Raw genomic sequence first — 24,559 nt, 5'->3', positions numbered from 1 at the left:
AAATATTAATTCGTTATGCCATAAAAGAATATCGATAGTTATTTTTGTTCGATATCTGCCATGCCATTGGTTACAACTGTCATTTCATCACATAATTTTTCGAGGAGTTCTTCAATGTTGACTCTGACATCTTTCTTTAATTGGGACTCAATATTATTGGCTAAATAACGTAAGTACGGGACACCTGAATAACAGGTGGAACCATGAAATTTATGAATAACATCAAGTAGATATTTGTCATCGCCTTTTCTTAAAGCGTATTGAATGTCTTGTTTTACCGTATCAAAACTGTCGACCAACATAGTCAACATTTCGACTGCAATGTCATGTTTGTTGTTGGCTTTTTCCATAGATAACTGCCAATCAATTCCGCTTTGCATTGAGTTCGGCATAGCTGAACTTTTTTCGCTATGCGTACTTTTTGCAGCCCCACCTAATACCCATTTATTGACCAATTGATTAAATTTAATCATATCTATTGGTTTTGACAGGTAATCGTCCATGCCACTGCGGAGTAATTTTTCTCTTTCTTCTTTAAACGCGTGGGCAGTAAATGCAATGATAGGTGTGTGTTTGTTCAGGTTACCTTGACGAATAAAACTTGTGGTTTGAATGCCGTCCATTTCTGGCATTTGCACATCCATTAAAATTAAATCAAAAACTTGTTCTTCTGCTATTTTGCAAGCTTCTTTACCTGAGTTTGATATCGTTAAATCGACCCGCCCATTGCGTAAAATTGCGCCAAGTAATTTGAGGTTAGTTTCGTTATCGTCGACAGCGAGCATTTTGATGCTTGGCTGATTATCACTTTGTTGTGATATATCTGGAACAGAGGCTTCATTTGCAAGCCACTGCATGCTGTTATATTTTTCCCAAGCTTGATCTAATTTACAAAAACTAAATGGCTTCTCAACCACAGGCTGCTGGCCGAGTAATTTTTTATGCTGTTCTGGCAAGCTTGAATATAAAGGGACAGATAATAGTACAAGCGCATGCTCTTGCTGTTTTTCGGCAAATGAAGCTTGTAATGGCAGTAGCTCTAATGATTCTTCGTCTGAATCACTGGCAATAATAATCAAATCGTAATTATTTTGTTGGTGTAGTTGCGCTTCCCAATCTTCTGTTTCTTCAAAAATATCCGCGACAATACCAAGCTGTTGGAATAGTATTTTATAGCTGTTGTGAGTGATAGGGTGTGGGTCTAACACTAAGGCCTTGTTAAGTCTGACTGGCTTTTCAATTAAAGTCGGTTTTGAGGTGGTGAGAGGAATCTCTAATGAAAAAACCGAACCACGGCCAAGCGCACTATCTATTTCTAAACGACCACCCATCTTTTTGACTAGGCCATGGGTAATGGCTAAACCAAGACCAGTACCACCATATTTTCGGGTGGTAGTCGCATCAGCCTGATGGAACGCACTAAATAATTTAGCTTGTTTTTCTTTGCTGATGCCAATTCCGCTATCTTGAATTTCCAGCTTTAGCTTGTGCTGGGTTTCTGAAATTGACTCTATGTTTATGCGTAAAATGACAAAGCCTTTTGGCGTGAATTTAATCGCATTAGATAGTAAGTTATTCAATATTTGTTTGAATCTATGCTGATCCCCAATCGCAGCAATAGGCAGTACGTCAGATTCAATACAAAACTCCAAGCCCTTGGCAAAAGCATCACGCGACATAAGTTTGGTGACGTCTTCTACCGTTTGGGTCAGGTTAAATGCACTGTATTCTAGCTCTATTTTACCCGCTTCAATTTTAGAGAAATCGAGTACGTCATTAACAATCGCGATTAGGTTGTCTGCCGATGCATTGATGGTTTCAACATAATCTGTATAGGGTTCTGGCAGGTTGGCTTTTTCAAGTTCTTTGGTAAATCCGACAATGGCATTGAGCGGGGTTCTTACCTCGTGACTCATAGTGGCTAAAAATTGAGATTTTATCTTACTGGCTTCGAGCGCTTCTTTTCTAGCTATATCTAGTTCAGCATTTTTCTCTTCAACTAATAATAGATTTTGTTGTATATCTTTAGTCGCATCTTCAATTTCAGATTCTAGTTTAGATTGATGGTGATAAAGCTGCTCAGCCATCACATTAATACCATCTCTTAAATCTTTAAATTCAAACTGAACAGGGGTGTTGAGTCGAAACTTTAAATCTCCACTTCCGATACGCTTAACCGCAGCAACGAAAGCATGAAGCGGGCTGATAACTCTATGTAGTAAAGCGCCCATTAGGAGTGCGGTTAGTAAGGCTGAAATCCCAATTAAGACAAATAGGTTTAAGTTAGTTAAAAATCTTTGATAAGCCTCTTTCGACATATCTAATACCAGCAACACATGGCCTAAAGATGGCGAATCTGTTTGCTCACTTTGCCACTGAGATATAGGGTTAAAGTGGTTATCTAAGCCTAAGATATCGGTAATCAATAAAGTGGAGTCTTCTTTGTCATGATGAATGACGATATGCTGGCTGTTCGGCTCAAAATCTAAATTGTATTCGTAATTTACATTTTTATAATTGGAGGCCGCGAATAACTCACCTGTATCATCAAAAATAATCAAATTTTCTATTGGCAAAGATGAAGTGGCAGTAATTTCCCTTAAACGACTCTGTAAAGCTTGTTTGTTTAAGTTGATTAAATTAAATTCACTTGTGTAGGCGACGGCTTCTGCTAACGTTTTTGCTTGTTCTTCTATTAATTGGTCACGATCAGAGCCGATAAACTGGACTATGTAGATGGAAATTCCAATCGTCATTAATATGCTAGGTAAGATAGCAAAAATAATTGCATTAATAAAAATACTAGGTTTAAACATAAATTTATTATTTTTCTGAATGTTTAGCTTAATAGTCCAGTATTATCTATTATCAATAACAACTCAATATAATGGATTGCATAAACGCAATTAAAACAATTTTTAATATGCTTTTGAGGAAATTTTTTTTAGTCACTATGCTTTGTTTAGTTAGCCAAACCGCGGTTGCTATTAACACAGTTGGTTTTTATTTTGCTGACAATAAAAATGCGACCAAGATGTTTGACTATGCGAAGCACTTATTTGCTAACGAGTTTGAGCTAGTTGAATATTCAGCTGAAATGTCTGAGACCTTGCCTGTGATTATTCATGGCTATAGTTCCAGCATTGAATTTGCTAAATCAGGTAAAGATAACCCTGTCATTGTTATTGGTGTTTCTTCGTTTCAAGCGAAAAAATTGCTTAAAGTCAAAGATTGCCACACTTGGCTTATTTTGATGGATGATGCTTCGCCTCAACGAATAAAAGCCTTGTTAGGTGTACTACCTAAAAATAATAGTATTGCGCCTTTTAGTTACAGCGAGCATATCCAAAACTGGCAAGCTATACTGGACAAAACTTATTGGATGCCTGCTAAGCCAGAAGAGAAAACCTTTAATTTAATCAAAAGGGCTGCTAAAGAAAGTGATAGCTTTATTCTGGTACCCAATGCCATGCCGATCTCACCTAGTTTAGCGAATATATTATTTCACTATTTGTATAAACAAGATGTCTTGACCATAGGCTATTCTAAATGGTCGTTCGAAGCTGGTGCTATGATAGTCAGTTACGCTGATTATACTCAGTCATTGCTTGCAGCCCGACATTACCTTGTTTCGCAACCAGAATGGCCAAGTAAGGCTTATGTTTGCCTGCAAAATTTTCAAGTTAATGAACATTTAATCAAGAAAATTGCGCCTAGCATAACCAATGAGTTGTTAAATTCGATGGCGTACTCGCTCAATATGGGTTGCTATTGAGCAGTAAAAAATATAAACAAAGATAAAGACGCTCCAGGCTATAAATTAGTCACAAACCTTCAATTTAATTTTTTCAGCAAAACATCACTTTTCCAACTAATATTTAACCATTGATGAAATATAGTTAGCGGAATACCGCTCTTGTCTTTATCTGCTTTTTCGCCTCGTTTAATCATAGGAATAGACATCTTGAAGTTAGATTTAAATGCCAAAGTTGGTATTGTATTACTCCTACTGACAGTATCTCTTCTTGCTAGCCACAGAGCTGGTTTGCTAGATGTGTCGTTTGATTTGTTAGCAGAAAAACATAAATTCACTTTGCATAAGCTGACGGATGGCACGTCAGTGACTGTACATGAGCAAGACAAAGACTACATTAAAGCCAGCTGTACAATTGAAAATCTTAATGGATACCGCTTTTGCGGAGTTGGTTTATGGCTATCAGGCAATGGTAATGGCGTTTCTCTTGAGCGATATGATCGAATAAGTGTTGAAGCCAAGGTAACAAGCTTAAGTGTAGAGGATAAAACCAATACAGTTATCACCAATGATAATCATGGTTTACGGGTTTATTTTAGAAACTTTAATTCTGAGTACTCCAATCTAGATGATCTGCAATCATTAAAATTTAATGGCGTGCTATATGAGCCGGTCAAAAATAAATTAACGACCATACCTTTTGATTATTTTAATGTTGAAGGTTGGTGGCTATCTGAATACAAAGTGCAGTTCGAAAATGCCCAGTTTGATGTGTCTAATATAGTGCTAATCGAATTTCTAAGTAGCGAAATTAAGCAAGAAGGGCAGTATTTAGTTGAGATTAACCAAGCCGTTTTGCGTGGTGCTTTAGTTTCTGAAGCAACCTTATTAAAGTGGATGTTATTGATTTGGTGTTTGGTTATTTTTTATTTAATTAATCGGCAAAGAGCCGGCTTAAAAAAGGTATCCATAACAGATTCTTTAACTGGTTTAGTAAATCGCAGAGGAATAAATGATTGGTTTTCTACTCGACTGAATCGCGATGGTTTAGTTTTATTTTATATAGATTTAGATGATTTTAAAAAAGTAAATGATAGTTATGGACATTTGGTTGGTGACGAACTTTTATGCCGCTTTTCTGAAATCGTGCTGGCTACAACTAAACAAGATAGCCAGATAGATTTACATCTTTTTTCTCGATTATCGGGTGATGAATTCGCGCTGGTATTAAAAAAAGCGGATGAAGACGAAGTTAATCGATTTGCTCAAGCACTATTTGAGGTGTTCAGTAAACCGCTAAAATTAACTAGTGCAATGATAAAAGTTAACTTTAGCTTAGGGATTGCGATTTGCGAAACGGGCCAGTTTGATTTCAATGAATATCTGAATAAAGCCGATGCCGCTATGTATTTCGCTAAAGAACAGGGTAAAAATCAATATAAAATCTTTGATGATCATATTCAGCAGAACATCATCTTCCGCAAAAATATTGCCCAGCATCTTCACAAGGCGATAGAAGATGACGAGTTTGAACTAGTATTTCAGCCCATGTTTTATTCGCATAATTTGTCTATTGCCGGTGCTGAAGTTTTACTTAGAGCGACCTCGACAGAGCTTGAGGGTATAGGCCCTGACGTTTTCATCCCTATTGCAGAAGAGTATGACATTGTGGTTGAAATCGATATGTGGGTGATTGAGCAAACCTTTATCAAAATAATGCAAGAACGTAATATGCTGAATAGTCGCTCTATGCTTTTTTGTATCAATATTTCTGCCCTTGAACTTAGAAATGCCAGTTTTCCAAAAGACTTTAAAAAATTACTGCGAAAATACGAAATAGAGCCTAATAAAATAGAATTAGAATTTACAGAAACGCGGTTAATTGAAGCTGACCATAATGCGCTAAATATTCTTAAGCAACTTAAGGCGCTCGGCGTTAGCTTAGCACTGGATGACTTTGGTACGGGTCACACTTCGTTTAATCAATTATTAAATTTTCCGATTGATTGCCTAAAAATAGACAAAAGTTTTGTCTCTGATTTAACGACTTGTGCAGAAATGAAAACTTCCATGATCAATGCAGTCATTTCGATTGCTAAATCGTATAAGCTTAAAACCGTGGCCGAAGGCGTTGAAAATATTGAACAATATTTGTATTTAACACATAACGGCTGTGAGTTTATGCAGGGTTATTATTTTTCTAAACCTATCAGTTGGCCGGAACTGTTAAAATTTATGACTCAAGGACAAAGTGAACACCTCGCCATGGCGGCTTCTAAAGTGGACATTAAAACTCGATTCTTCCAATAATTAAGTCATTTTAAAGCTGGATTTTTATTCAAATTATCGCTATCCAGCTGCGCTATATTTGGGTATAATCCGCGCCTCTTTTTATCAAACTTTCATTGGCTATGACGAATAAAACAATTTTGCATGATAAACACCTAGAATCCGGCGCGAAAATGGTTGATTTTCACGGTTGGGATATGCCTATCCGTTACGGTTCTCAAATCGAAGAGCATAAAGTTGTGCGTGAAGCAGCTGGTATGTTTGACGTATCACACATGACAGTTGTTGATGTTAAAGGTGTACAAGCAAAAGCTTATTTACAATATTTACTGGCCAATGATGTAGATAAATTAAAAGTATCAGGTAAAGCTTTATATTCTGGTATGTTAAACGAAGCGGGTGGGGTAATTGATGACCTTATCGTTTACTACTTTGCCGAAGACGACTACCGTTTAGTGGTTAACTCAGCAACACGCGAAAAAGATTTAGCTTGGTTGAATAAAATTGTAGCCGACTTTGATGTTAGCTTAACTGAGCGTGACGACTTATCTATGATAGCCGTGCAAGGCCCACAAGCCAAAGCGAAAGCCGCTGAGTTATTTACCCCAGAACAAAATGCCGCAGTTGAAGGCATGAAGCCATTTTTTGGTGTGCAAGCGGGCGATTTATTTATTGCGACTACAGGTTACACAGGTGAAGCGGGTTACGAAATTTTATTAGCTAACGAAGCTGCCCCAGATTTTTGGCAAAAATTATTAGACGCGGGCGTTGTGCCATGTGGTTTAGGCGCGCGAGATACATTGCGATTAGAAGCTGGTATGAACTTATACGGCCAAGATATGGACGAAGAAACTTCGCCATTAGCTGCAAATATGGGTTGGACAATCGCACTTGAGCCAGCAACACGTGATTTTGTTGGCCGCAAAGCATTAGAAACATACAAAGCAAGCCAAGCTGAAAAAATGGTTGGCTTGGTTATGGAAGAAAAAGGCGTACTACGTGCGGGCTCAAAAGTTCGCTGCGAAGCGGGTGAAGGCTTTATCACCAGTGGTACTTTTTCTCCAACATTAGGATTCAGCGTAGCTTTTGCTCGTGTCCCAGTTGCAATTGGTGACACAGCCGAGGTTGAAATGCGTAAAAAGTGGGTTAAAGTGAAAGTTGTAAAACCTGCTTTTGTACGTAATGGACAGTCAGTGCTTTAAGCCTGCACGCAACAAATTTAAAAAGATTAAACAGTATTAAGGGTAAATAAGATGAGCAAGATTCCTTCAGAGTTAAGATTCACAGACAGCCACGAGTGGGTTAGAGACGAAGGTAACGGTATCGTTACTGTTGGTATTTCTGATCACGCACAAGATTTACTTGGCGATTTAGTTCACGTTGACTTACCAGACGTAGAAGACGGATTTACAGCAGGCGACGAAATTGCTGTGGTTGAATCGGTTAAAGCGGCTTCAGACGTGTACTCACCGGTAGCGGGTGAAGTAGTTGAAATTAACGAAGAGTTAGAAGACTCACCAGAATTAGTCAACACAGACCCATACGGCGACGGTTGGTTATTTAAACTAAAAGTTGAAGACATGGGTGAAGTTGAGTCGTTACACGACGCAGAAAGCTACGGCGAAACTCTGGAAGACGAATAAGTTTTCTCGGTATTAAATAATACCCACTAAAACCACAAAATAACCTCGATTTATCATTCGGGGTTTTTGTTTTTTATAGCAAGTATTTTCTGTTAACTAAAACGAAACAATTTGCTAGCCGCCATTAAGATTGAAAAGTAGGATTATTGATGAGCACACAATTGCCATTAACGCAGTCATTATCAAAGTTACATAACAGCGAAGAATTTATTCAAAGACACATAGGCCCGGATGCCGCAGAGCAGCAACACATGTTAGCGACACTAGGCGCCACTTCGCTGGACGACTTAATAGCGCAAACTGTGCCTGCCGATATTTTGTTACCTCAAAGCAATCAAGACAGAGACAGCAAAGTAACCGCGCAAACAGAAGTCGACGTACTGGCTGACTTAAAAGCAATTGCTAGCCAAAATAAAATCTACAAATCTTATATTGGTATGGGTTACTACCCAAACCATACGCCTAACGTGATTTTACGTAACGTGCTAGAAAATCCAGGTTGGTACACAGCCTATACGCCTTACCAACCAGAAGTTGCGCAAGGTCGCTTACAGTCGTTATTAAATTACCAACAAATGGTGATTGATTTAACTGGCTTAGAAATCGCTAATGCGTCATTACTTGACGAAGCAACCGCAGCTGCCGAAGCGATGGCGATGGCAAAACGTACCAGTAAAAACAAAAAATCGAACTTATTCTTTATTGCCGACGATATTCATCCGCAAACGATTAATGTTGTGGTTACTCGCGCAGAGCAATTCGGTTTTGAAACGGTTGTTGAGCCAGCTGAAAACGTGGTTAATCACAATGTATTTGGTGCTTTATTCCAATACCCAAATACTTACGGTAACGTTTATTCAATTGAAGCTTTAATCAAACAAGTTCAAGACAACAAAGGCTTAGTTGCTGTTGCGACCGACTTATTGGCATTAACTCAATTAAAATCACCAGGTGAGCTTGGCGCTGATATCGCTTTAGGTAATGCTCAGCGTTTTGGTGTACCTATGGGTTATGGTGGTCCACATGCGGCATTCTTTGCAACTAAAGACAAATTAAAGCGCTCATTACCGGGTCGTATTATTGGGGTATCAAAAGATACTCGCGGTAACTTAGCACTCCGTATGGCTTTGCAAACACGTGAGCAACACATTCGCCGTGAAAAAGCGAACTCTAATATTTGTACTGCTCAAGTATTATTAGCCAACATGTCTGTGTTTTATGCAATTTACCATGGCCCAGAAGGCTTAGATCGCATTGCAAAACGTGTTAATCGTGTGGCAAGTATTTTCGCTAATGCATTAAAAGCAAAAGGCGTAAACTTAATCAACCAAGCATGGTTTGATACGATTTGTTTTGAAACCACTGATGCTGGTCAAAATAGCAAAGATGAAATTTTAGCAAGAGCAGATAAAGCTGAAGTTAACCTAAGAGCAGATTTAGCAAACCAAATTGGTGTGAGCTTTGACGAAACGACGACGGCGAAAGACTTAGCTGTATTACTCGACGTAGTATTAGGCGAAGGTCATGGTTTATCAGTTGAAGCATTAGACTCTGAAGCGGTTGGGCAAAGTGGTATTCCAGCTGAATTAGCGCGTGAAACAGACTACTTAAGTCACGAAGTGTTTAACACTCATCACTCAGAAACAGAAATGTTGCGTTACATAAAATCATTAGAGAATAAAGATTTAGCCTTAAATCACTCTATGATTTCACTTGGCTCATGTACCATGAAACTAAACGCAACAGCGGAAATGATCCCAGTCACTTGGCCAGAATTTGGCAACTTGCACCCATTCGTACCATTAGACCAAGCTAAAGGTTATCACCAAATGATGGACCAACTTGGCGAATGGTTAGTTGAAATTACGGGTTACGATGCAATTAGCATGCAACCAAACTCGGGTGCGCAAGGTGAATACGCTGGTTTAATCGCGATTCGTAAATACCACGAAAGCCGCGGCGATCATCACAGAAATATCTGTTTAATCCCAAGCTCAGCGCATGGTACAAATCCAGCATCTGCGCAAATGGCAAGCATGAAAGTTGTGGTTGTGGCTTGTGACGACAAAGGTAATGTTGACTTAAACGACTTACGTCAAAAAGCAGCAGAACTCGCTGACAACTTATCTTGCATCATGATCACTTACCCATCAACGCATGGTGTTTATGAGCAAACCATCCGTGAAATTTGTGACATAGTACATCAGCACGGTGGCCAAGTTTACATGGATGGTGCCAACATGAATGCACAGGTAGAAATCACTTCACCTGGCTTTATGGGCTCTGATGTATCGCATTTAAACTTACATAAAACTTTCTGTATTCCACACGGTGGCGGTGGCCCAGGTATGGGACCAATTGGGGTTAAATCTCACTTAGCGCCATTTATGCCAACACACCCAGTAAATGAAAAAACAGGTGCGGTATCGGCAGCGCCATGGGGTAGTGCAAGTATCTTAACTATCTCTTGGGTTTATATTGCATTAATGGGCAGCGCGGGTTTACGCAAAGCAACTCAAGTGGCTATTTTAAATGCTAATTATATGGCTAAGCGTTTAGCACCACATTACCCAATTTTATACACGGGTCAAAACGACCGAGTTGCACACGAATGTATTATTGATTTACGTCCGTTAAAAGCAAGCTCTGGTATTACCGAATTAGACATAGCAAAACGTTTAATTGATTATGGTTTCCATGCGCCAACTATGTCATTCCCTGTTGCAGGTACTTTAATGGTAGAGCCAACAGAATCAGAGCCTTTATGTGAAATTGATCGCTTTATCGAAGCTATGATTTCAATTCGTAAAGAAATTGATATGGTTGAAACCGGCGCATACACGCTAGAAGACAACCCATTGGTAAATGCACCACACACAACTGCAGACATGGTAGATGTTGAGTGGAACAGAGCTTACAGCCGAGAAAACGCAGTATTCCCAACCGCTGCGACTAAAGCCAATAAATTCTGGCCAACGGTAAACCGCATCGATGATGTATACGGCGACCGCAATCTAATCTGCAGCTGCCCTACGACAGAGAGTTATGCGGAGTAAAATCTGATTTATTCTTCAAATCAAAAAGCGGCTCGTGAGCCGCTTTTTTGTTTATTAGGGTAAAGTAGGTCGGATAAACGGAGTGCCATCCGACGTTGAAATCACCACCTGAGTTGCTTTCGAGCTTCGGTATTCCATACAAATTATTAGTTGCTTTCAGAAATTCACTGAATAAACACCTATAAGAAAATTGTTACACTTTTGTAGGTCTGGTAAGCGAAGCGCCACCTGACGTTATCCAGGGAAGCCCTAGCTGAAGTTGTCAGATATGTATGGAGTATCGGATTAATAAAGAAAATCAGCTTCTACGCGCATTTACATTATATGAAGCGTATATCTAGATATGCTTATTTGCATGGCTTGCTTCTAATTGTTTATTTGATTGCTAGATGGTGATAGATAATAGATTTTGTTATATTCAAATATACTTAATATTTAGCTAAATAATCACTTTAAAATGGAATTTTTATGAAAAGCCAATCATTTAGTAAGTCTGCTTTAGCTCGCTGTTTAATACCTGAGGACTTTTATAACAACGACATGCTTTCTGACGAAAAGCATGGGTCAAAGTTAATTGAAAACGCATTAATAAAGGCAGATTCAACGTTCAAAAATGGAGCTTCATTTGACAGCTTTTATTTTACTGAAAGTGACAAAAAGAAAGGCAAGAAAACCTATTTCTCTGATTCTTTGGAGGAAAAAGTAGTATTACGTAAATGTGTTAAAAATCTTATTAGTTGTTCTAAAGTAAAACTGAAAAGTCGGAGTCAAATAGCCAAAGAAATAAGATCTTATTTCTTTGGCTGAAGGAACTGAATATAGGGTTTATAAACTCGACATCAAATCTTTTTTTGAATCAGTAAATAAAGCACTCATTAAAAAATGCCTACAACAACCTCATTTATCAACTCACACCCAAAATATCTTGCTTGGCTATCTTTCGCACTTTCCTGACTTATTACCAAGGGGACTAGAGTTTTCCCCAATAATTGCTGAACTTATATTGAAGAACTTTGACAAAGAGATAAAAAGAGGCAATGACGTTATCTATTACTCTCGATTTGTCGATGATATTTTGTTGATCACGACCAAATCTGAGGACAAAAAAAGCTTTCTAAAGAAGATAAGCTCTACTTTGCCAGAAGGGATCACTCTCAACTACAACAAAACGAAAATAATCGATGTTGAAAATAGAAGTGCAGGTTCTAATAACCCTGTAGCCGCATTTAATTACTTGGGGTACAAGTTTGAGGTTCAGGATTACCAGATATCATCTAAACAAAAAAATGCACGTTATAGAAAGGTTATTGTTGATCTCTCTGATTTTAAAGTAAAACAGTTTGAATCTAAGCTCTGTAAAGCCTTGGTAAATTATTGCAACACAGGCGACTTTGATTTATTAAATTCTAGAATCAAATTTTTAACAACTAACAGGGATTTGGTTCAAAAATCTACGGGCAATAAGATTCCCACCGGGATTTATTACAACTACAGCTTAATTGACCCAAATAGCTGCGCTTTAAATAGATTGGATGAAAGTTTACGAAAATTTGTAATGAGTTATGACAACCTCTTTCATAAACCGGGCACGCCAACTTTGAGTTTGAACCAAAAGCGCAGATTGTTGCAGTCTTCATTCAAGAGCGGCTTTAAGAACAGGATATATAAGAAGTTTACTCCATATTGGTTAAAGGAAATTACAAGAGTATGGCTATAATTAGAAATCAAAAAATTAAACTAGATAAGAAAGATTACTTTCGAGGTTTACTTACCGATACAGCTCCTAATGATGTACCAATAATTTTTAGTAATGAAGGTTTCTACGTAAACTCCCATAGAGCTAATACTGAAAACGGTGATAGGCTCAATAAGATTGTAAGTTCAATATATGCAAACCATATCGACCCAACTTTAAATAAGCTGAACAATGGAAGTGAGGCACTGCAAAAGAAGCTTAAATATTCATCTCCCTTTAAATACAAAATTATTAAAAATGAATACAGTTTACGCACGCTTTCTCTAACGCACCCTAGGACACAATTAAATTTAGCTGAGTTTTATAGAGATCACAGTCCTGAAATTAACTACCTATGTAGCAAAAGTAATTTTTCTGTACGTGCGCCAGTCAAAGTAGGGAATTCATTTACAGTTAATCGTACTCGCAAAATTTCGTCAGAAGATTATAAGAACATCGATATCGACACCTTAGAGTCAGAGCTTTACAAAAAATCAGCATCGTCATTTTTTACCTATAGGGGTTATACAAGATTATACAAAATATATAACTCTGAGCGCTTTGTTCAACTTGAAAAGAAATACAACCAAATGTGGTTGTTAGACATTGCTAATTGTTTCGACAGTATATATACGCATTCAATTTCTTGGGCTGTTAAAGATAAGCAGTTTATTAAAGATCATGTTACCTATAGCAGTCAGGTATGCCAAAAAATGGATACCATAATGCAGAGAAGTAACAACAACGAAACAAATGGGATATGTATCGGAGCCGAGTTCAGTAGGGTCTTTTCAGAAATTATTTTCCAAAAAATAGATAAAAATATAGAAGAATTTCTAGATATAAAAATGGGCTTAAAGCATGAGATAGACTATGAAGTTATTCGTTACGTTGATGATTATATGATTTTTGCATCATCAGAAAAGGTCGCTAAATCAGTATACAAAGCTATCAGCGACAGTCTTAACGAATATAATCTATATCTTTCAGACTCCAAGACTCATAAATACTCTAGGCCATTTTGCACAGAGAAATCTGCTTTGGTGGTTGGGTTAAATATGGTTTTAAACGAGCTAGAATCCTCTCTATTTGAAGTTCAATATTTCAATAAACAAAGACAATTGTTCCCCAAAAAAATCTACCGTAAGTTTGGATTCAAAAATAACTTCATCGATAAAGTTAAAAAATTATGTATAGAAAACAAAAGTGACTACTCTTTGCCTTCAAACTTTCTAATTTCCGTGTTTAACAAAAGAATTAACGAAGTAATTTTGCATTACCGAGCCTATATGAAGAACATTAGTCAAAAGGCATTAAAAGAAGATAAAAATTTGGAGCAAGAAGTACATGATAGAGTATTAGTTTTTAGAGATGCATTGGAGCTTCTGTTAAATCTGACTTTGTTTTTTTACAGCGTAAAACCTTCGTTAAGTGCTTCAAACAAAGTTTCTCAATCCATAATTAAGATAGATAGATTTGTCTCAGCAGAAATGCCAGAACACCTTGCTTTCATGAGAAGCTTTATAATGGCTAGCATATCTGAAAACCTGTATTTCTCCCATGAGGACAGTTATAGGGAAGGTTTTACTCATATAGAGCAGTTGAACATTCTTTTAGCTACTAGTGAGTTTAACGATAACTACCTTGTTAGTGCCGACCTAATACAACAAATGATTAATAAAAATGAAGAGCCAAGCTATTTTGAAATAGTATCTCTACTATATTATTGTAAGGGACATGAACAATATAAAGAAATAGTTTCTAGGCTCGAAAAGTCAAGCTTACAGAAAGTGTTGAGGGCAGACTTGTCAAAAGATTCCGAAGCTATCCACCTATTTCTTGATTTAATGTGTTGTCCATATATTTCAAAAGAAGTAAGGCAGGCGCTATTAGGTATAGAACGTCAAACAAATACTGAATTAATGGACCTATCTAACACTAATGATGATTACTCCAACGAGTGTGTGCTGGCTGAGTTATTGAAAACCTATTGGTTTGTTAAATGGTCTAGCCTAGATTTATATGAGTTATTAGCTCGGAAGGAGTTGAATCCGGTATACTAAGGCGTTACTATTTCGGTGTGACAAGAGGTCAATATAACTCAAATAACTAATTTCGGTTGGTTATGTTTTCTGTCAAGAAAAACAGCGAACCTGCAAAGTTCGGATGAGTCTTGATAAGAGGAGGCAACTCCACACACCTGACGTTGAGACCTTTTGTTACTCCTTTAAAATCATCTCACGGCAACCAATCTAAGTTAATTTAGGGTCATAAAAAATTCAGGGGCAGGTCTTGTTTTTTGCTTCTTAACCGTTAGTAAATTATTAGAGACAAATGGCAAGACTTGATAACACGAAAGATGCGTTTCATTCTTCAACGGCATCCTACTTTTTTCATGTTTCTTAGTGGTTTGCGGTGTGATTGGATAGCACTGTGTAGGATGCTGTTGACGAAGGAAACGCATCAATCTTGAATCGTGTGCTACTCTGAAGTTAATTGTATAAGGATATAAATTAACATAATGACAAATTATAGAAGAGCACAGATAAAAGGCGGTACTTATTTTTTTACTCTTGCTTGTGCGACGCGAACAAATAATTCAGTGTTAACCGATAACATATCTGCGCTTCGCCATGCTTTTCGAAAAGTTAAATCAACTCATCCGTTTACCATAGATGCAATTGTTATTTTGCCAGAACACTTACATTGTGTATGGACATTACCACCGAATGATGCGGATTTTGGTATTCGTTGGTCGTTGATTAAATCTGGATTTTCTCGACAGCTTGCGCCAAGTGAAAAGTGTTCTCAAAGTCGTCAAAAACGCAAAGAGCGTGGGATATGGCAACGACGATTTTGGGAGCATGTTATCAGGGATGATGAAGATTATGCCCGACATATTGATTATATTCATTGGAATCCTGTTAAACATGGTTTGGTAAAGCAAGTTAAAGATTGGCCTTATTCAAGTTTTCATCAATATGTAAAAAATAATGTTTACCGGCAAGATTGGGCGAGTATTGATGAGTTTTACGGTATTGGCACAGAGTAATCGTTTAAGATTAACGAATGACACGAATGATGCGTTTCATTCTTCAACGGCATCCTACAGAATATTCAGGTTTCTAGCATAATTTAGCGGATCATGGGGATGTGAAGATTCCTGTTAGTTTTTAAGCTAACAGGTATTCTTTTGATCATTTTTAAACTTAATTTTGTTTACCTGCCGCAATCGCTGCGCGTGCTTTGTGCAGTTTTTTGTAGCTTTCAATTAATCTTAGGTGTTTGTCTAAACCTTCTAGCTGCATACTGGTTTTGGTTAAACCGTAGAAAGTTACGTCACCATTAATTGAGCCGACTACTGCTTCAATTACGTCTTCGCCAAACATGCGGCTTAGGTTGTGCTGGTAGTCTTCAAATTCGAGTTCTTCATCTAGTGCAATTTCTAGCACTGTGCTCATAGCTTGATAGAACATACCACGGCCTGGGGCTGTGTTGTCATTGAATTGTAAAAACTCGCCGACTAATTCTTGTGCTTGTTCTAGTGCACCTATCGCAAGATAAATTAAGAGTTTAAGCTCAAGTATGGTGAGTTGACCCCAAGCTGTATTTTCGTCAAATTCAATACCGATTAAGGTTGAGATATCTATATAGTTATCCAGTTGAGTTGCTTCTAATTGTTCAACTAAATCAATTAACTGGTCTTCTTCCAACGAGTGGATATTTAGAATATCTTCACGGTAGTCGAGTGCTTTGTTGGTGTTATCCCAAATCAAATCTTCAACGTCATACACTTCAGAATAATCTGGCACTAAGATACGACATGCTGCGCCAATATCTGTAAATTCAGCAACGTAAGCTTCTTTCCCTAGCTGTTCTAAAATACCAAATAATGCGTCGCATTCTTCTTCGTTGCTGCCAGAAAAATCCCATTCAACAAATTCATAATCGTGTTTAGCGCTAAAGAATCGCCACGAGATTAATCCAGTTGAATCAATAAAGTGCTCAACAAAGTTTTCAGGTTCAGCGACGGCCGCTGAATTAAAGGTTGGTTTTTGTACATCGTTTAGACCTTCAAAACTGCGACCTTGGAGTAGCTCGGTTAAGCTGCGCTCTAGTGCTACTTCAAAGCTTGGGTGCGCACCAAACGAGGCAAATACACCACCTGTTTTAGGGTTCATCAAGGTGACGCACATAACAGGGAACTGGCCGCCTAGCGAACAGTCTTTAACCACAATTGGGAAGCCTTGGGCTTCTAATGCTTCAATCCCTGCGACAATACTTGGGTATTTGTTTAAAACCGCTTGTGGCACATCTGGCATGGTCAATTCATCTTCGATAATTTGACGTTTTACTGCGCGCTCAAAAATTTCAGACAAACATTGTACTTTGGCTTCGGCTAGGTTGTTACCCGCGCTCATGCCGTTACTTAAAAATAGGTTTTCAATCAGGTTAGATGGGATATAAACCGTTTCGCCATCTGAGTGGCGTTGGTATGGAATCGCACAAATACCGCGATCAATATTACCTGAGTTGGTATCAATTAAGTGCGAGCCACATAATTCATCATCTGGGTTATAAATTTCTAAACAGTAATCATCTAACAGGCCAGCCGGTAATGAGTCGTCATCTTCCAGCGGGAACCATTTTTCATTTGGGTAGTGAACAAATTCTGCATTGGCAATTTCTTCACCAAAGAATTGGTCGTTATAAAAGAAGTTACAGCTTAAACGTTCGATAAACTCACCGAGTGCCGAACATAAGGCGCTTTCTTTGGTTGAACCTTTACCGTTAGTAAAACAAAGCTCTGCTGCTGCATCACGAATATGTAACGACCATACATTTGGTACTATATTTCGCCATGAAGAGACATCTATCTTCATACCAAGGTCGGCTAGTTTAGATGTCATATTCGCTATGGTTTGTTCTAGCGGTAAGTCCTTGCCCAAAATGTAGGTTTGTTCTGCGTCATCTGGCGAAATGCTGAGTAATGCTTCTTTGTCGTCATCTAAACTTTCTACTGCGTTAACTTGAAAGGCTAAATCGTTTTCGATAACGCGCTTTACTGTGCATCGTTCGGCCGATTTTAAAATCGCTTTTTTATCTTTTTCAGAAATACTTTCTGGTAGTTCAACATTGATAATAAAGGTTTGTTTGTATCTGTCTTCTGGGTCAACAATATTGTTTTGCGAAATGCGTATGTTGTCGGTCGGAATGTCGCGGTTATTACAGTAAACTTTAATGAAATACGCAGCGCACATGGCCGAAGAAGCCAAAAAATAATCGAATGGTCCAGGTGCAGTACCATCCCCTTTATAGCGAATAGGTTGGTCAGCAATAACGCTGTAATCGTCAAACTTAGCTTCTATACGTAAGTTATCGAGATAATTAACTTTGATTTCCATGATTTAAACTACCCCTGAATTCGGATAATAAGAGCAAGTTGCACTGGCGTAAAACCAGTGAAAAAAATATGGGGGGAATTATCGGCTTTTTTTCGCCATTAGTCTTGGTTAATTTGAGATTTAATCATTAATGATTCATCTGAACCCCGCTTTTATGCCCAATGTAACACTTGATAACATTTGACCACTTGGTTAAATGTTACATTTAAGTCACTAGATAAGTTTAAGTATTGGAATTAGTGATGAATAAGGGATTAGAGTCAATGAACGCCCTAAAGGTTAAATGGCAAACCACTAAGTTTTTGAGCTTAGGGTTGTCAATCTTACTAGCTGCTTGTGGCGGTAGTGTTTCTATTTCTACTGATAATGAAACTCAGCCGACAAACATACCAGAAAATACCATTAGTCAGGTGTCGTTTCGAGATTACGACGGCGCGATTGGGCAAATTGGTGGTAGCGTGCGAATTGGTTTATCTGCAAACGCCCTGCATTCTGCTCAAGACGATTCTAGTCTTGCTAATCAAGTTTGGCTTTATTGGGCTGATGAAACGGGCGATACAATAGGCCCGCCATGGCAAATATACTCATTAACTGAGTTGCCTGATTTGCTTGTACCTGCAAATCAACAAATCCCACCTAATGTTAGTATGATTAAAGCATTTTTAGCGAATGATATAGGCCGAGCGAGTTTAGGTAAGGCGGTGAGGTTTCACGATTTTAGTGGCAATGCTCAATTGTCTGGACCAGGTGGAAATGAACTAGTGTCTTGGTATTACGGCGAAGATCGCCCCAAAATTGCAATTAACCGTGATAACGAATTATGTCAGCTCGACAATGGTTTGGTAAGTGTGGTTGATATGGCAAATGAGAGGGATGAGGCTTGGCACATTAGTGCTGGTAATAATTTACCGAATACGGTTAACGATACCTTATTTCCGCCTTTTTCTTTTAGTTGCACTGCAGACCCTGTGAATACACATGGGCAAATAATAGATGAAATAGGCGTTTGGACTTATTCTAGTTTAAACGACGCTATGTATTACGGCACTCTAGTTTACGATAGTTACCTCAAATATTTAGGTGAACCGCCGCTAAAAGAAAAAATCCGCTTACGAGTTCATTATGCTCACCAGTGGCGAGATTATGTCTATTGGGATGGAGCCTATGCTAACTTCTCTGATGCTTATCCTTATCAATACTCTACTTTGTCATTAGACTCTGTTGCTCACGAGATTGGACATGGTGTACTTAACCGGATTTCGCAATTAAGTCCTTACGATTATGCCCTAAACCATGACGCCAGAACATTGCACGAAGCCTTTGCGGACATAAGTGGCGTGGTTGCTAAATATGAACATACCGGCGAATTAGACTGGCTTCATGGTGGTGAAAATCATGGCTTGGTGCGCCAGCTTGATAAGATACAAACTGAACCGGAAGCGATAGCTAGTTATCTTGATTATGACGACGCCCAAAGCAATTATTACTTACGAATAGGCATGATAACTTACCCATTTTATTTGCTAAGCCAAAAGTGGGGGATTGAACCTGCATACCTAGTTTTTATTAATGCCGCTAAAATTTGTTGGCAGCACGACGGCACATTATTGGCCGCTGCAGAGTGCGTGAAACAGGAAGCTCAGTATGCTGGATTTGCCGAAGATGATGTGGTTTCGGCTTTTAAAACGGTCAAAATTAAATTGTTTGATGAAGGCGTATTAAGTCATTTTGAAATTCAGCAAGATGGCCTTCAATTAAGCTTGCTCGATGCATCTCAAACTACCTCTGAACTGGATACTTGGTTGTGGGATTTGGGAGACGGGAATACATCGACAGAACAAAACCCACAACATATCTATGAGCAAGCCGGAGAGTACAGGGTAAAATTAACCGTAACTGATTTAATGGGCGATTTGGATACCTTTAGTCGGACGATAATAGTTTCAGAATAGTCTCTAAATTTGGACAGTTAATTTCATCTTTTACACTTATTTGTTGTCTTGGCAGTTGTTGCTAACCCATTACCCCAGTAAACTTAGCGACAAAGTCGGTCACTAGAGCTAAATTAGTGGCCGGCGTGAATACAAGATATAGCTGGACAATAGATGAAATTAGAACAGATTTTAGATGCTTTAGTCGACGTGCATGACACTAAGTTACCTATCGAAGGGTTGGAAGCAGCGAAACAAAATTGGTCATCCTTTTACCCTGAATTGATTAAAATTATGGATGCCTTTATCGCAGATCCTGCAAAGGTGAATGAAGAGCAGCGCAGTATTTTATTTTACGGCACTTTGTTGTTAGCTGAACTGAAATATACGCCTGCGCTCGATAAAGTGATGGAGTTATTTGCTTGCCAAGATACGTTATTAACGCCAATTGAAGCAGTTTTTGGCGATGCGTTGACTGAAATATTACCGACTTTGTTTTATATATTAGCCGATGGTAACCCTGAAGTTTTATCTGGTTATATTCTCGATAGTCACCCTGCTATGTACGCCAAAGGCTCGGCGATTGACGCTGTGTTTGCTCAGTACGAATCTGGCATTATTTCGACTGAAATGCTAACGGATTATGTGTCGTTATGGCGCGCTTCGTTTTTAGCTTCTCCGGGTATTACTAATAGCTTTTTATTAACTGTATTAGCCATGTCTTGTATCGATTATGGTTTAGACGGTTTTAAAAATGATTTTGTCGCGCTATGTAATAAAGATGTTTTTGACGAAGAAATGGCATCGTTAGATGAGATCAGAGCATGGAACAACACAGATAGTGTTAAACGTATTGCATCTGGTTTAGTACAGGCTGATTTCAACCTAGTGGAAACTTTTGAGTTTTTGGGCATGACGGGTGGAGGTCAAGATTCAGAAGAGATAGATGTGCAACAAGAAATGACTAAGCTGTTAGCTGAAACAGATTTGTTCAAAAGCACCTTGTACGACGAAAACTATATTTTAGAAAACAGTGTGCCGGTAGCCAGCTTAACTAAAGTGGGCAGAAACGATCCTTGCCCTTGCGGTAGCGGCAAGAAATATAAAAAGTGTTGTTTACATTAATAATAATCGTTTATTTTGGTTTTCTGGTTGCTTATCCCTAAGCTTAAATACAGTTTGGTTGGGCTTAGTTTTATTTTCCTTGAGGGCTTATTGGTAGAGAAATAGTAAATTTTGTCCACTCTTCTAATTTGCTCTCGCAACTGATATGCCCCCCTAAGGATTGGGTGATTAAGTTAAAAACTATACTGAGTCCCAATCCTGTTCCACCTTGTGTTCTGTTGGTTGTGTAAAAGGGGTCGAATATATTTTTTATTTTACTCTCACAAATGCCAACCCCATTATCGGTGAAGGTGATTTTTAACCATTCGTTTTTATGCTCAAATGATATTTTTATTTCACCGTTATTTAGCTCTGGAAAAGCGTGAATAAAGGCGTTGTCGATTAGATTGGTGGTGATTTGAGATAATGCGCCGGGGAAAGTTGTCATATCCAAATTTTCATCGCCATGCAGCGTTATTCGGATGTTCTTTTGGCTCGTTTTTGGTGTCATCGCATTGATAACTTGAGCTAAGTAACTGTATAGATTTAAAGTCCGTTTCTCATCGTGTGTTTGGTCTACCGCTATCATTTTAAAGCTTCTGACTAAATCAGACGCTCTTTCTAAATTTGATAAAGTTAAATCGCTACTCGTTATGATTTGTGAGCAATTTTCAAGGAACTGCTGCCTTGATAAATTGCCTTGCTGAGCGGCTTTGTTGAGTGCTTGGGCTATTTGCTCTAGATGACTGGCACTGGTAACGGCTATACCTAAAGGGGTATTAATTTCGTGTGCTATGCCAGAAACCAGCTTACCGAGTGAAGCCATTTTTTCATTTTCAATCAACTGATGTTGTGCCGATTTTAATTCAGATATGGTTGAGGCGAGTTTGGTGTTTGTTTCTGTTAGTTCTTTGGTTCGCTCTGATACACGTTTTTCTAAAGTACTTTTTGCTTGTTCTAATTCGTGTTGGATCTCTTTTAGCTGAGTGATGTCGTCATAGGTACCAACCACACCAACCACTTTTTCTTGTGGATCAATAATAGGGCGTTTAGAGGTTCGTAACCAAATGGTATTTCCATTTTGATGGGTTTGCGGTTCTTCTGAGCATATTAAGTGCTCTAAGGTAGTCATAGTATTGGCGTCATCCGAGCGATATAACTCAGCCTGATCAGGAAATATGTCGTAGTCAGTTACGCCGACTATATCATCTGGACTTGGCAGTGACGCGTCATCTGAAAATGCTTTATTACATCCAAGATAAATAGATTGGCGGTTCTTCCAAAATACTCGCTGTGGCATTAAATCTAGTACTGTTTGGAACGTTGCGACTTCTATTTTGTGGTTATTGTTCTGACTGGCTGTGGTTAAGGTATTTTTAATCGTGTGATACAAAGCAGGGTATTGATTGATTAAATTGACCGGTTTATCAGATTGTACGATGAGCATGCCGACCAAAACATCATCTGCAAAAAAAGGGGTTAAGTGAAAATTAGTTTGTGTATGCGACTCTTGCGAGTCGGGTGTTAAGCCTAAATATAAGCTCGCTATTTGTTCAAACTGAGTTTCTACTTCGGTTTTCTCTTGGTATATTTTCTTGATGATATTGGGCGTTTCGCTCGCCGGAAATGTCGCTGAAAAATGTTGAGGTAAGCTATCATCTGTCACTTGGCTATAGAGCTGGTGGTTAAACCTATATTCATTATTGTTTTTATCTTTGTAGATATTGGTGTGTATGATGAGCTGTGTGTTTAATAATTCAGATAAGTTTGATAAAGCGAGTTTAAAGAACTCAGATTTTAGGTAAGAGACTTCAGCATCTTTTAAAAAGTCATTAATTATCTCTAATTGTTTTTGATTGTCAGAATGGCTCATTATTGTTCTCAGATCTCTTGCTAATTCTAATGTTAGACGTGCGGTAATTTATCTTCCCTGACTTAAAATTATGCTGTATTAAATTTAGATGTTTTTGTCGTTTTTTGCCACAATTAGGCTAGCTAATTTAGGTTGAACTAAAAATAGTATAAAAAGAAAAGGAGTTTATATGGGGCAACAATTTGAGCAGTTAAACGATAAACATATTGAGTTTATTGGTCAGCAAAAAATATATTTTGTCGCAACAGCGGCGCAAACAGGCAGAGTGAATTTATCACCTAAAGGTGGCGATTCGCTTCGGGTGATTAGCCCGAAGAAAATTGCTTGGTTAAATTTAACCGGTAGCGGTAATGAATCAGCTGCGCATGTGTTATCAGACCCAAGAATGACGATAATGTTTTGTGCGTTTGAAGGTACTCCGCTTATTTTACGAGCTTATGGCACTGCGAAAGCGTTACATAAAGCCGATCCTAACTGGCATGAGTATTTAGCCATGTTTCCACAAAGTGTTGCGGCGCGGCAAATTTTTATTTTAGATATTGATTTGGTGCAATCATCTTGCGGCATGTCAGTCCCTTACTTTGAATATCAGGCGGATAGACAAGATTTAGCAAACTGGTCAGAGCGACAAGGTGAAGCAGGCATCGAAAAATACTGGTTAAAGAAAAACCAAACCAGTATTGATGGTTTTGAAAGTGACATTGCCGAGTTAAGTGGCCTAAGCCAAGTCACCGAGTGATTTGTCCTTGCTAAGCTGTACTAAAGCTTTTTTGAGTTGAGCTAGCTGCTCGTGATTTGGTATGCCGAAACGCAGAGCATCTTGCTCGTCTGTGAGCCTGACATACACAGCTAAGCGGCATAGTGCGTGATACAAGTGTTTTGCTTGGCTGGTTTCAACTCTAATAAATAATGGGCAACTAATTTGTCGGCCAAAACCAAACTCGGTTAACAGCTGGCTTAGTGCTTGTTGTTGCTGAGTTAGTTTGCTTATTTGTGTTTGGTGCCAGAGCTTGTCTTTTAATGCTTGCTCTGCAATATAAAGTGCAGGGCCATTAACCCGCCACGGACCTGTCACTTGGTTAATTAGGTTATGCCATTTTTCTGATGTGCAAATAAAGCCGATTCTAATCCCAGCTAAGCCAAAAAACTTACCGAAAGATCTTAATACCAAAGTATTTTCGGTTAGTTGAGAAACGATTGATTCAGAAGGCTGGATTACATCCATAAAGGCTTCGTCGACAATGAGCAAGCCTTGCTGTTGGTTTACGTTAGCTTGTAACTGGGTTAAATCATTCGCTTTGCGCAGTTGACCGCTCGGATTATTTGGATTGATAACTACAACGACTGAATTGGGCATTAACTCATTAGGGAGATTTTGGTCGTAAAATTTAAGTTGAAACCCAGCAAGTTGCCATGCCCCTTGATGCTCTTTATAGCCAACGCTAGGTAAGTAAACTGTTAAATCGCTAGCAGAAATATCGTGAGATAAGCTACGCATTTGGTTTAACCACAGTGACGGAATTAACTCGATTATTTGTTGGCTACCACTACAAGGTAAGCAGAAGTTAGCTTGATAATATTGTTTGGCGGCTGCTATTAAGCCATCTTGTGCTATTGGTAATTGCTGCCAAAATTGAATTGGAATATTTGGTATTGGATAGCTAAAAGGCGATATGCCAGTGGATAAATCTAACCAAGCATGAGCAGGTATATTATATTGTTTGGCCACTTTTTCTAATTGACCACCATGTTCAAATTTTGTCATTGTC

Annotated in this window: 16 protein-coding genes; 12 read left to right on the top strand and 4 right to left on the bottom strand. The window is 38.4% G+C overall.

All coding sequences use genetic code 11. The features are described from left to right. Nucleotides 1-38 precede the first annotated feature (38 nt). Nucleotides 39-2,816: a response regulator gene (locus XM47_RS07300; RefSeq protein ID WP_245623437.1), complete on the bottom strand. Its 2,778-nt coding sequence runs from the start codon at nucleotides 2,814-2,816 to the stop codon at nucleotides 39-41. Between the two features lie 107 nt (nucleotides 2,817-2,923). On the opposite strand from XM47_RS07300, the gene XM47_RS07295 reads away from it, so the two are divergent. From XM47_RS07295 to XM47_RS07255, 9 genes are all read left to right on the top strand, one after another. Then, nucleotides 2,924-3,775 (top strand): hypothetical protein, encoded by an 852-nt coding sequence (locus XM47_RS07295; protein WP_149865475.1) that lies wholly within the window; start codon nucleotides 2,924-2,926, stop codon nucleotides 3,773-3,775. A gap of 189 nt (nucleotides 3,776-3,964) precedes the next feature. Further along, nucleotides 3,965-6,064: a putative bifunctional diguanylate cyclase/phosphodiesterase gene (locus XM47_RS07290; protein WP_048691186.1), complete on the top strand. Its 2,100-nt coding sequence runs from the start codon at nucleotides 3,965-3,967 to the stop codon at nucleotides 6,062-6,064. A gap of 101 nt (nucleotides 6,065-6,165) precedes the next feature. Further along, nucleotides 6,166-7,245, top strand: a complete 1,080-nt coding sequence (gene gcvT / locus XM47_RS07285; protein WP_048691184.1) for a glycine cleavage system aminomethyltransferase GcvT — start codon at nucleotides 6,166-6,168, stop codon at nucleotides 7,243-7,245. Nucleotides 7,246-7,296: 51 nt separating this feature from the next. Beyond that, nucleotides 7,297-7,686, top strand: coding sequence for a glycine cleavage system protein GcvH (gcvH, locus tag XM47_RS07280; RefSeq protein WP_048691182.1), 390 nt, complete (start codon nucleotides 7,297-7,299; stop codon nucleotides 7,684-7,686). Between the two features lie 149 nt (nucleotides 7,687-7,835). Then, entirely contained in the window at nucleotides 7,836-10,742 is a 2,907-nt protein-coding gene (gcvP, locus tag XM47_RS07275; RefSeq protein WP_048691181.1) for an aminomethyl-transferring glycine dehydrogenase, read from the top strand. A 468-nt stretch (nucleotides 10,743-11,210) separates the two neighbouring features. Further along, on the top strand, nucleotides 11,211-11,549 hold the full coding sequence (locus XM47_RS07270; protein ID WP_048691179.1) for a hypothetical protein: 339 nt from the start codon (nucleotides 11,211-11,213) through the stop codon (nucleotides 11,547-11,549). Then, complete coding sequence (drt3a, locus tag XM47_RS07265) at nucleotides 11,542-12,459, top strand: antiviral reverse transcriptase Drt3a (RefSeq protein ID WP_048691177.1); 918 nt, start codon at nucleotides 11,542-11,544, stop codon at nucleotides 12,457-12,459. Before XM47_RS07270 ends, drt3a begins: the two co-directional genes overlap by 8 nt. After that, nucleotides 12,450-14,540, top strand: coding sequence for an antiviral reverse transcriptase Drt3b (gene drt3b, locus XM47_RS07260; protein WP_048691176.1), 2,091 nt, complete (start codon nucleotides 12,450-12,452; stop codon nucleotides 14,538-14,540). The genes drt3a and drt3b overlap by 10 nt, the downstream gene beginning before the upstream one ends. A 458-nt stretch (nucleotides 14,541-14,998) precedes the next feature. Next, nucleotides 14,999-15,529: an REP-associated tyrosine transposase gene (locus XM47_RS07255; RefSeq protein ID WP_048691174.1), complete on the top strand. Its 531-nt coding sequence runs from the start codon at nucleotides 14,999-15,001 to the stop codon at nucleotides 15,527-15,529. Between the two features lie 157 nt (nucleotides 15,530-15,686). On the opposite strand, the gene XM47_RS07250 is transcribed toward XM47_RS07255, so the two are convergent. Beyond that, entirely contained in the window at nucleotides 15,687-17,882 is a 2,196-nt protein-coding gene (locus XM47_RS07250) for an OsmC domain/YcaO domain-containing protein (RefSeq protein ID WP_048691173.1), read from the bottom strand. Nucleotides 17,883-18,124: 242 nt separating this feature from the next. Here XM47_RS07250 and XM47_RS07245 point away from each other — a divergent pair, with 242 nt between their 5' ends. Beyond that, nucleotides 18,125-19,834 carry a PKD domain-containing protein gene (locus XM47_RS07245; RefSeq protein WP_048691298.1) on the top strand — a complete coding sequence of 570 codons (1,710 nt, stop codon included), beginning with the start codon at nucleotides 18,125-18,127 and terminating at the stop codon, nucleotides 19,832-19,834. Nucleotides 19,835-19,987: 153 nt separating this feature from the next. Further along, entirely contained in the window at nucleotides 19,988-20,938 is a 951-nt protein-coding gene (locus XM47_RS19455; protein ID WP_048691171.1) for a DUF1186 domain-containing protein, read from the top strand. Between the two features lie 70 nt (nucleotides 20,939-21,008). Here the strand turns inward: XM47_RS19455 and XM47_RS07235 are convergent, their stop codons facing one another. Then, nucleotides 21,009-22,790, bottom strand: a complete 1,782-nt coding sequence (locus XM47_RS07235) for a PAS domain-containing sensor histidine kinase (protein WP_048691169.1) — start codon at nucleotides 22,788-22,790, stop codon at nucleotides 21,009-21,011. A 169-nt stretch (nucleotides 22,791-22,959) separates the two neighbouring features. Between XM47_RS07235 and XM47_RS07230 the strand changes: the two genes are divergently transcribed. Next, entirely contained in the window at nucleotides 22,960-23,529 is a 570-nt protein-coding gene (locus XM47_RS07230; RefSeq protein ID WP_048691167.1) for a pyridoxamine 5'-phosphate oxidase family protein, read from the top strand. Here the strand turns inward: XM47_RS07230 and XM47_RS07225 are convergent. Beyond that, on the bottom strand, nucleotides 23,509-24,555 hold the full coding sequence (locus XM47_RS07225) for an aminotransferase class I/II-fold pyridoxal phosphate-dependent enzyme (protein WP_048691165.1): 1,047 nt from the start codon (nucleotides 24,553-24,555) through the stop codon (nucleotides 23,509-23,511). The genes XM47_RS07230 and XM47_RS07225 overlap by 21 nt on opposite strands. Between the last annotated feature and the right edge of the window lie 4 nt (nucleotides 24,556-24,559).

The organism is Catenovulum maritimum (assembly GCF_001050375.1).
In the GTDB taxonomy this organism is placed as follows: domain Bacteria; phylum Pseudomonadota; class Gammaproteobacteria; order Enterobacterales; family Alteromonadaceae; genus Catenovulum; species Catenovulum maritimum.
The sequence above is the reverse complement of the archived record's forward strand: the minus strand, read 5'-3'. Positions and strand labels throughout refer to the sequence as shown.

What these genes read in the sequence shown, in the direction of transcription:
- XM47_RS07300 (WP_245623437.1), bottom strand. Translation starts at nt 2,816, where the DNA reads ATGTTTAAACCTAGTATTTTTATTAATGCAATTATTTTTGCTATCTTA.
- drt3b (WP_048691176.1), top strand. Translation starts at nt 12,450, where the DNA reads ATGGCTATAATTAGAAATCAAAAAATTAAACTAGATAAGAAAGATTAC.
- XM47_RS07250 (WP_048691173.1), bottom strand. Translation starts at nt 17,882, where the DNA reads ATGGAAATCAAAGTTAATTATCTCGATAACTTACGTATAGAAGCTAAG.
- XM47_RS07245 (WP_048691298.1), top strand. Translation starts at nt 18,125, where the DNA reads ATGAATAAGGGATTAGAGTCAATGAACGCCCTAAAGGTTAAATGGCAA.
- XM47_RS19455 (WP_048691171.1), top strand. Translation starts at nt 19,988, where the DNA reads ATGAAATTAGAACAGATTTTAGATGCTTTAGTCGACGTGCATGACACT.
- XM47_RS07230 (WP_048691167.1), top strand. Translation starts at nt 22,960, where the DNA reads ATGGGGCAACAATTTGAGCAGTTAAACGATAAACATATTGAGTTTATT.
- gcvT (WP_048691184.1), top strand. Translation starts at nt 6,166, where the DNA reads ATGACGAATAAAACAATTTTGCATGATAAACACCTAGAATCCGGCGCG.
- XM47_RS07235 (WP_048691169.1), bottom strand. Translation starts at nt 22,790, where the DNA reads ATGAGCCATTCTGACAATCAAAAACAATTAGAGATAATTAATGACTTT.
- gcvH (WP_048691182.1), top strand. Translation starts at nt 7,297, where the DNA reads ATGAGCAAGATTCCTTCAGAGTTAAGATTCACAGACAGCCACGAGTGG.
- gcvP (WP_048691181.1), top strand. Translation starts at nt 7,836, where the DNA reads ATGAGCACACAATTGCCATTAACGCAGTCATTATCAAAGTTACATAAC.
- XM47_RS07295 (WP_149865475.1), top strand. Translation starts at nt 2,924, where the DNA reads ATGCTTTTGAGGAAATTTTTTTTAGTCACTATGCTTTGTTTAGTTAGC.
- XM47_RS07255 (WP_048691174.1), top strand. Translation starts at nt 14,999, where the DNA reads ATGACAAATTATAGAAGAGCACAGATAAAAGGCGGTACTTATTTTTTT.
- XM47_RS07225 (WP_048691165.1), bottom strand. Translation starts at nt 24,555, where the DNA reads ATGACAAAATTTGAACATGGTGGTCAATTAGAAAAAGTGGCCAAACAA.
- XM47_RS07270 (WP_048691179.1), top strand. Translation starts at nt 11,211, where the DNA reads ATGAAAAGCCAATCATTTAGTAAGTCTGCTTTAGCTCGCTGTTTAATA.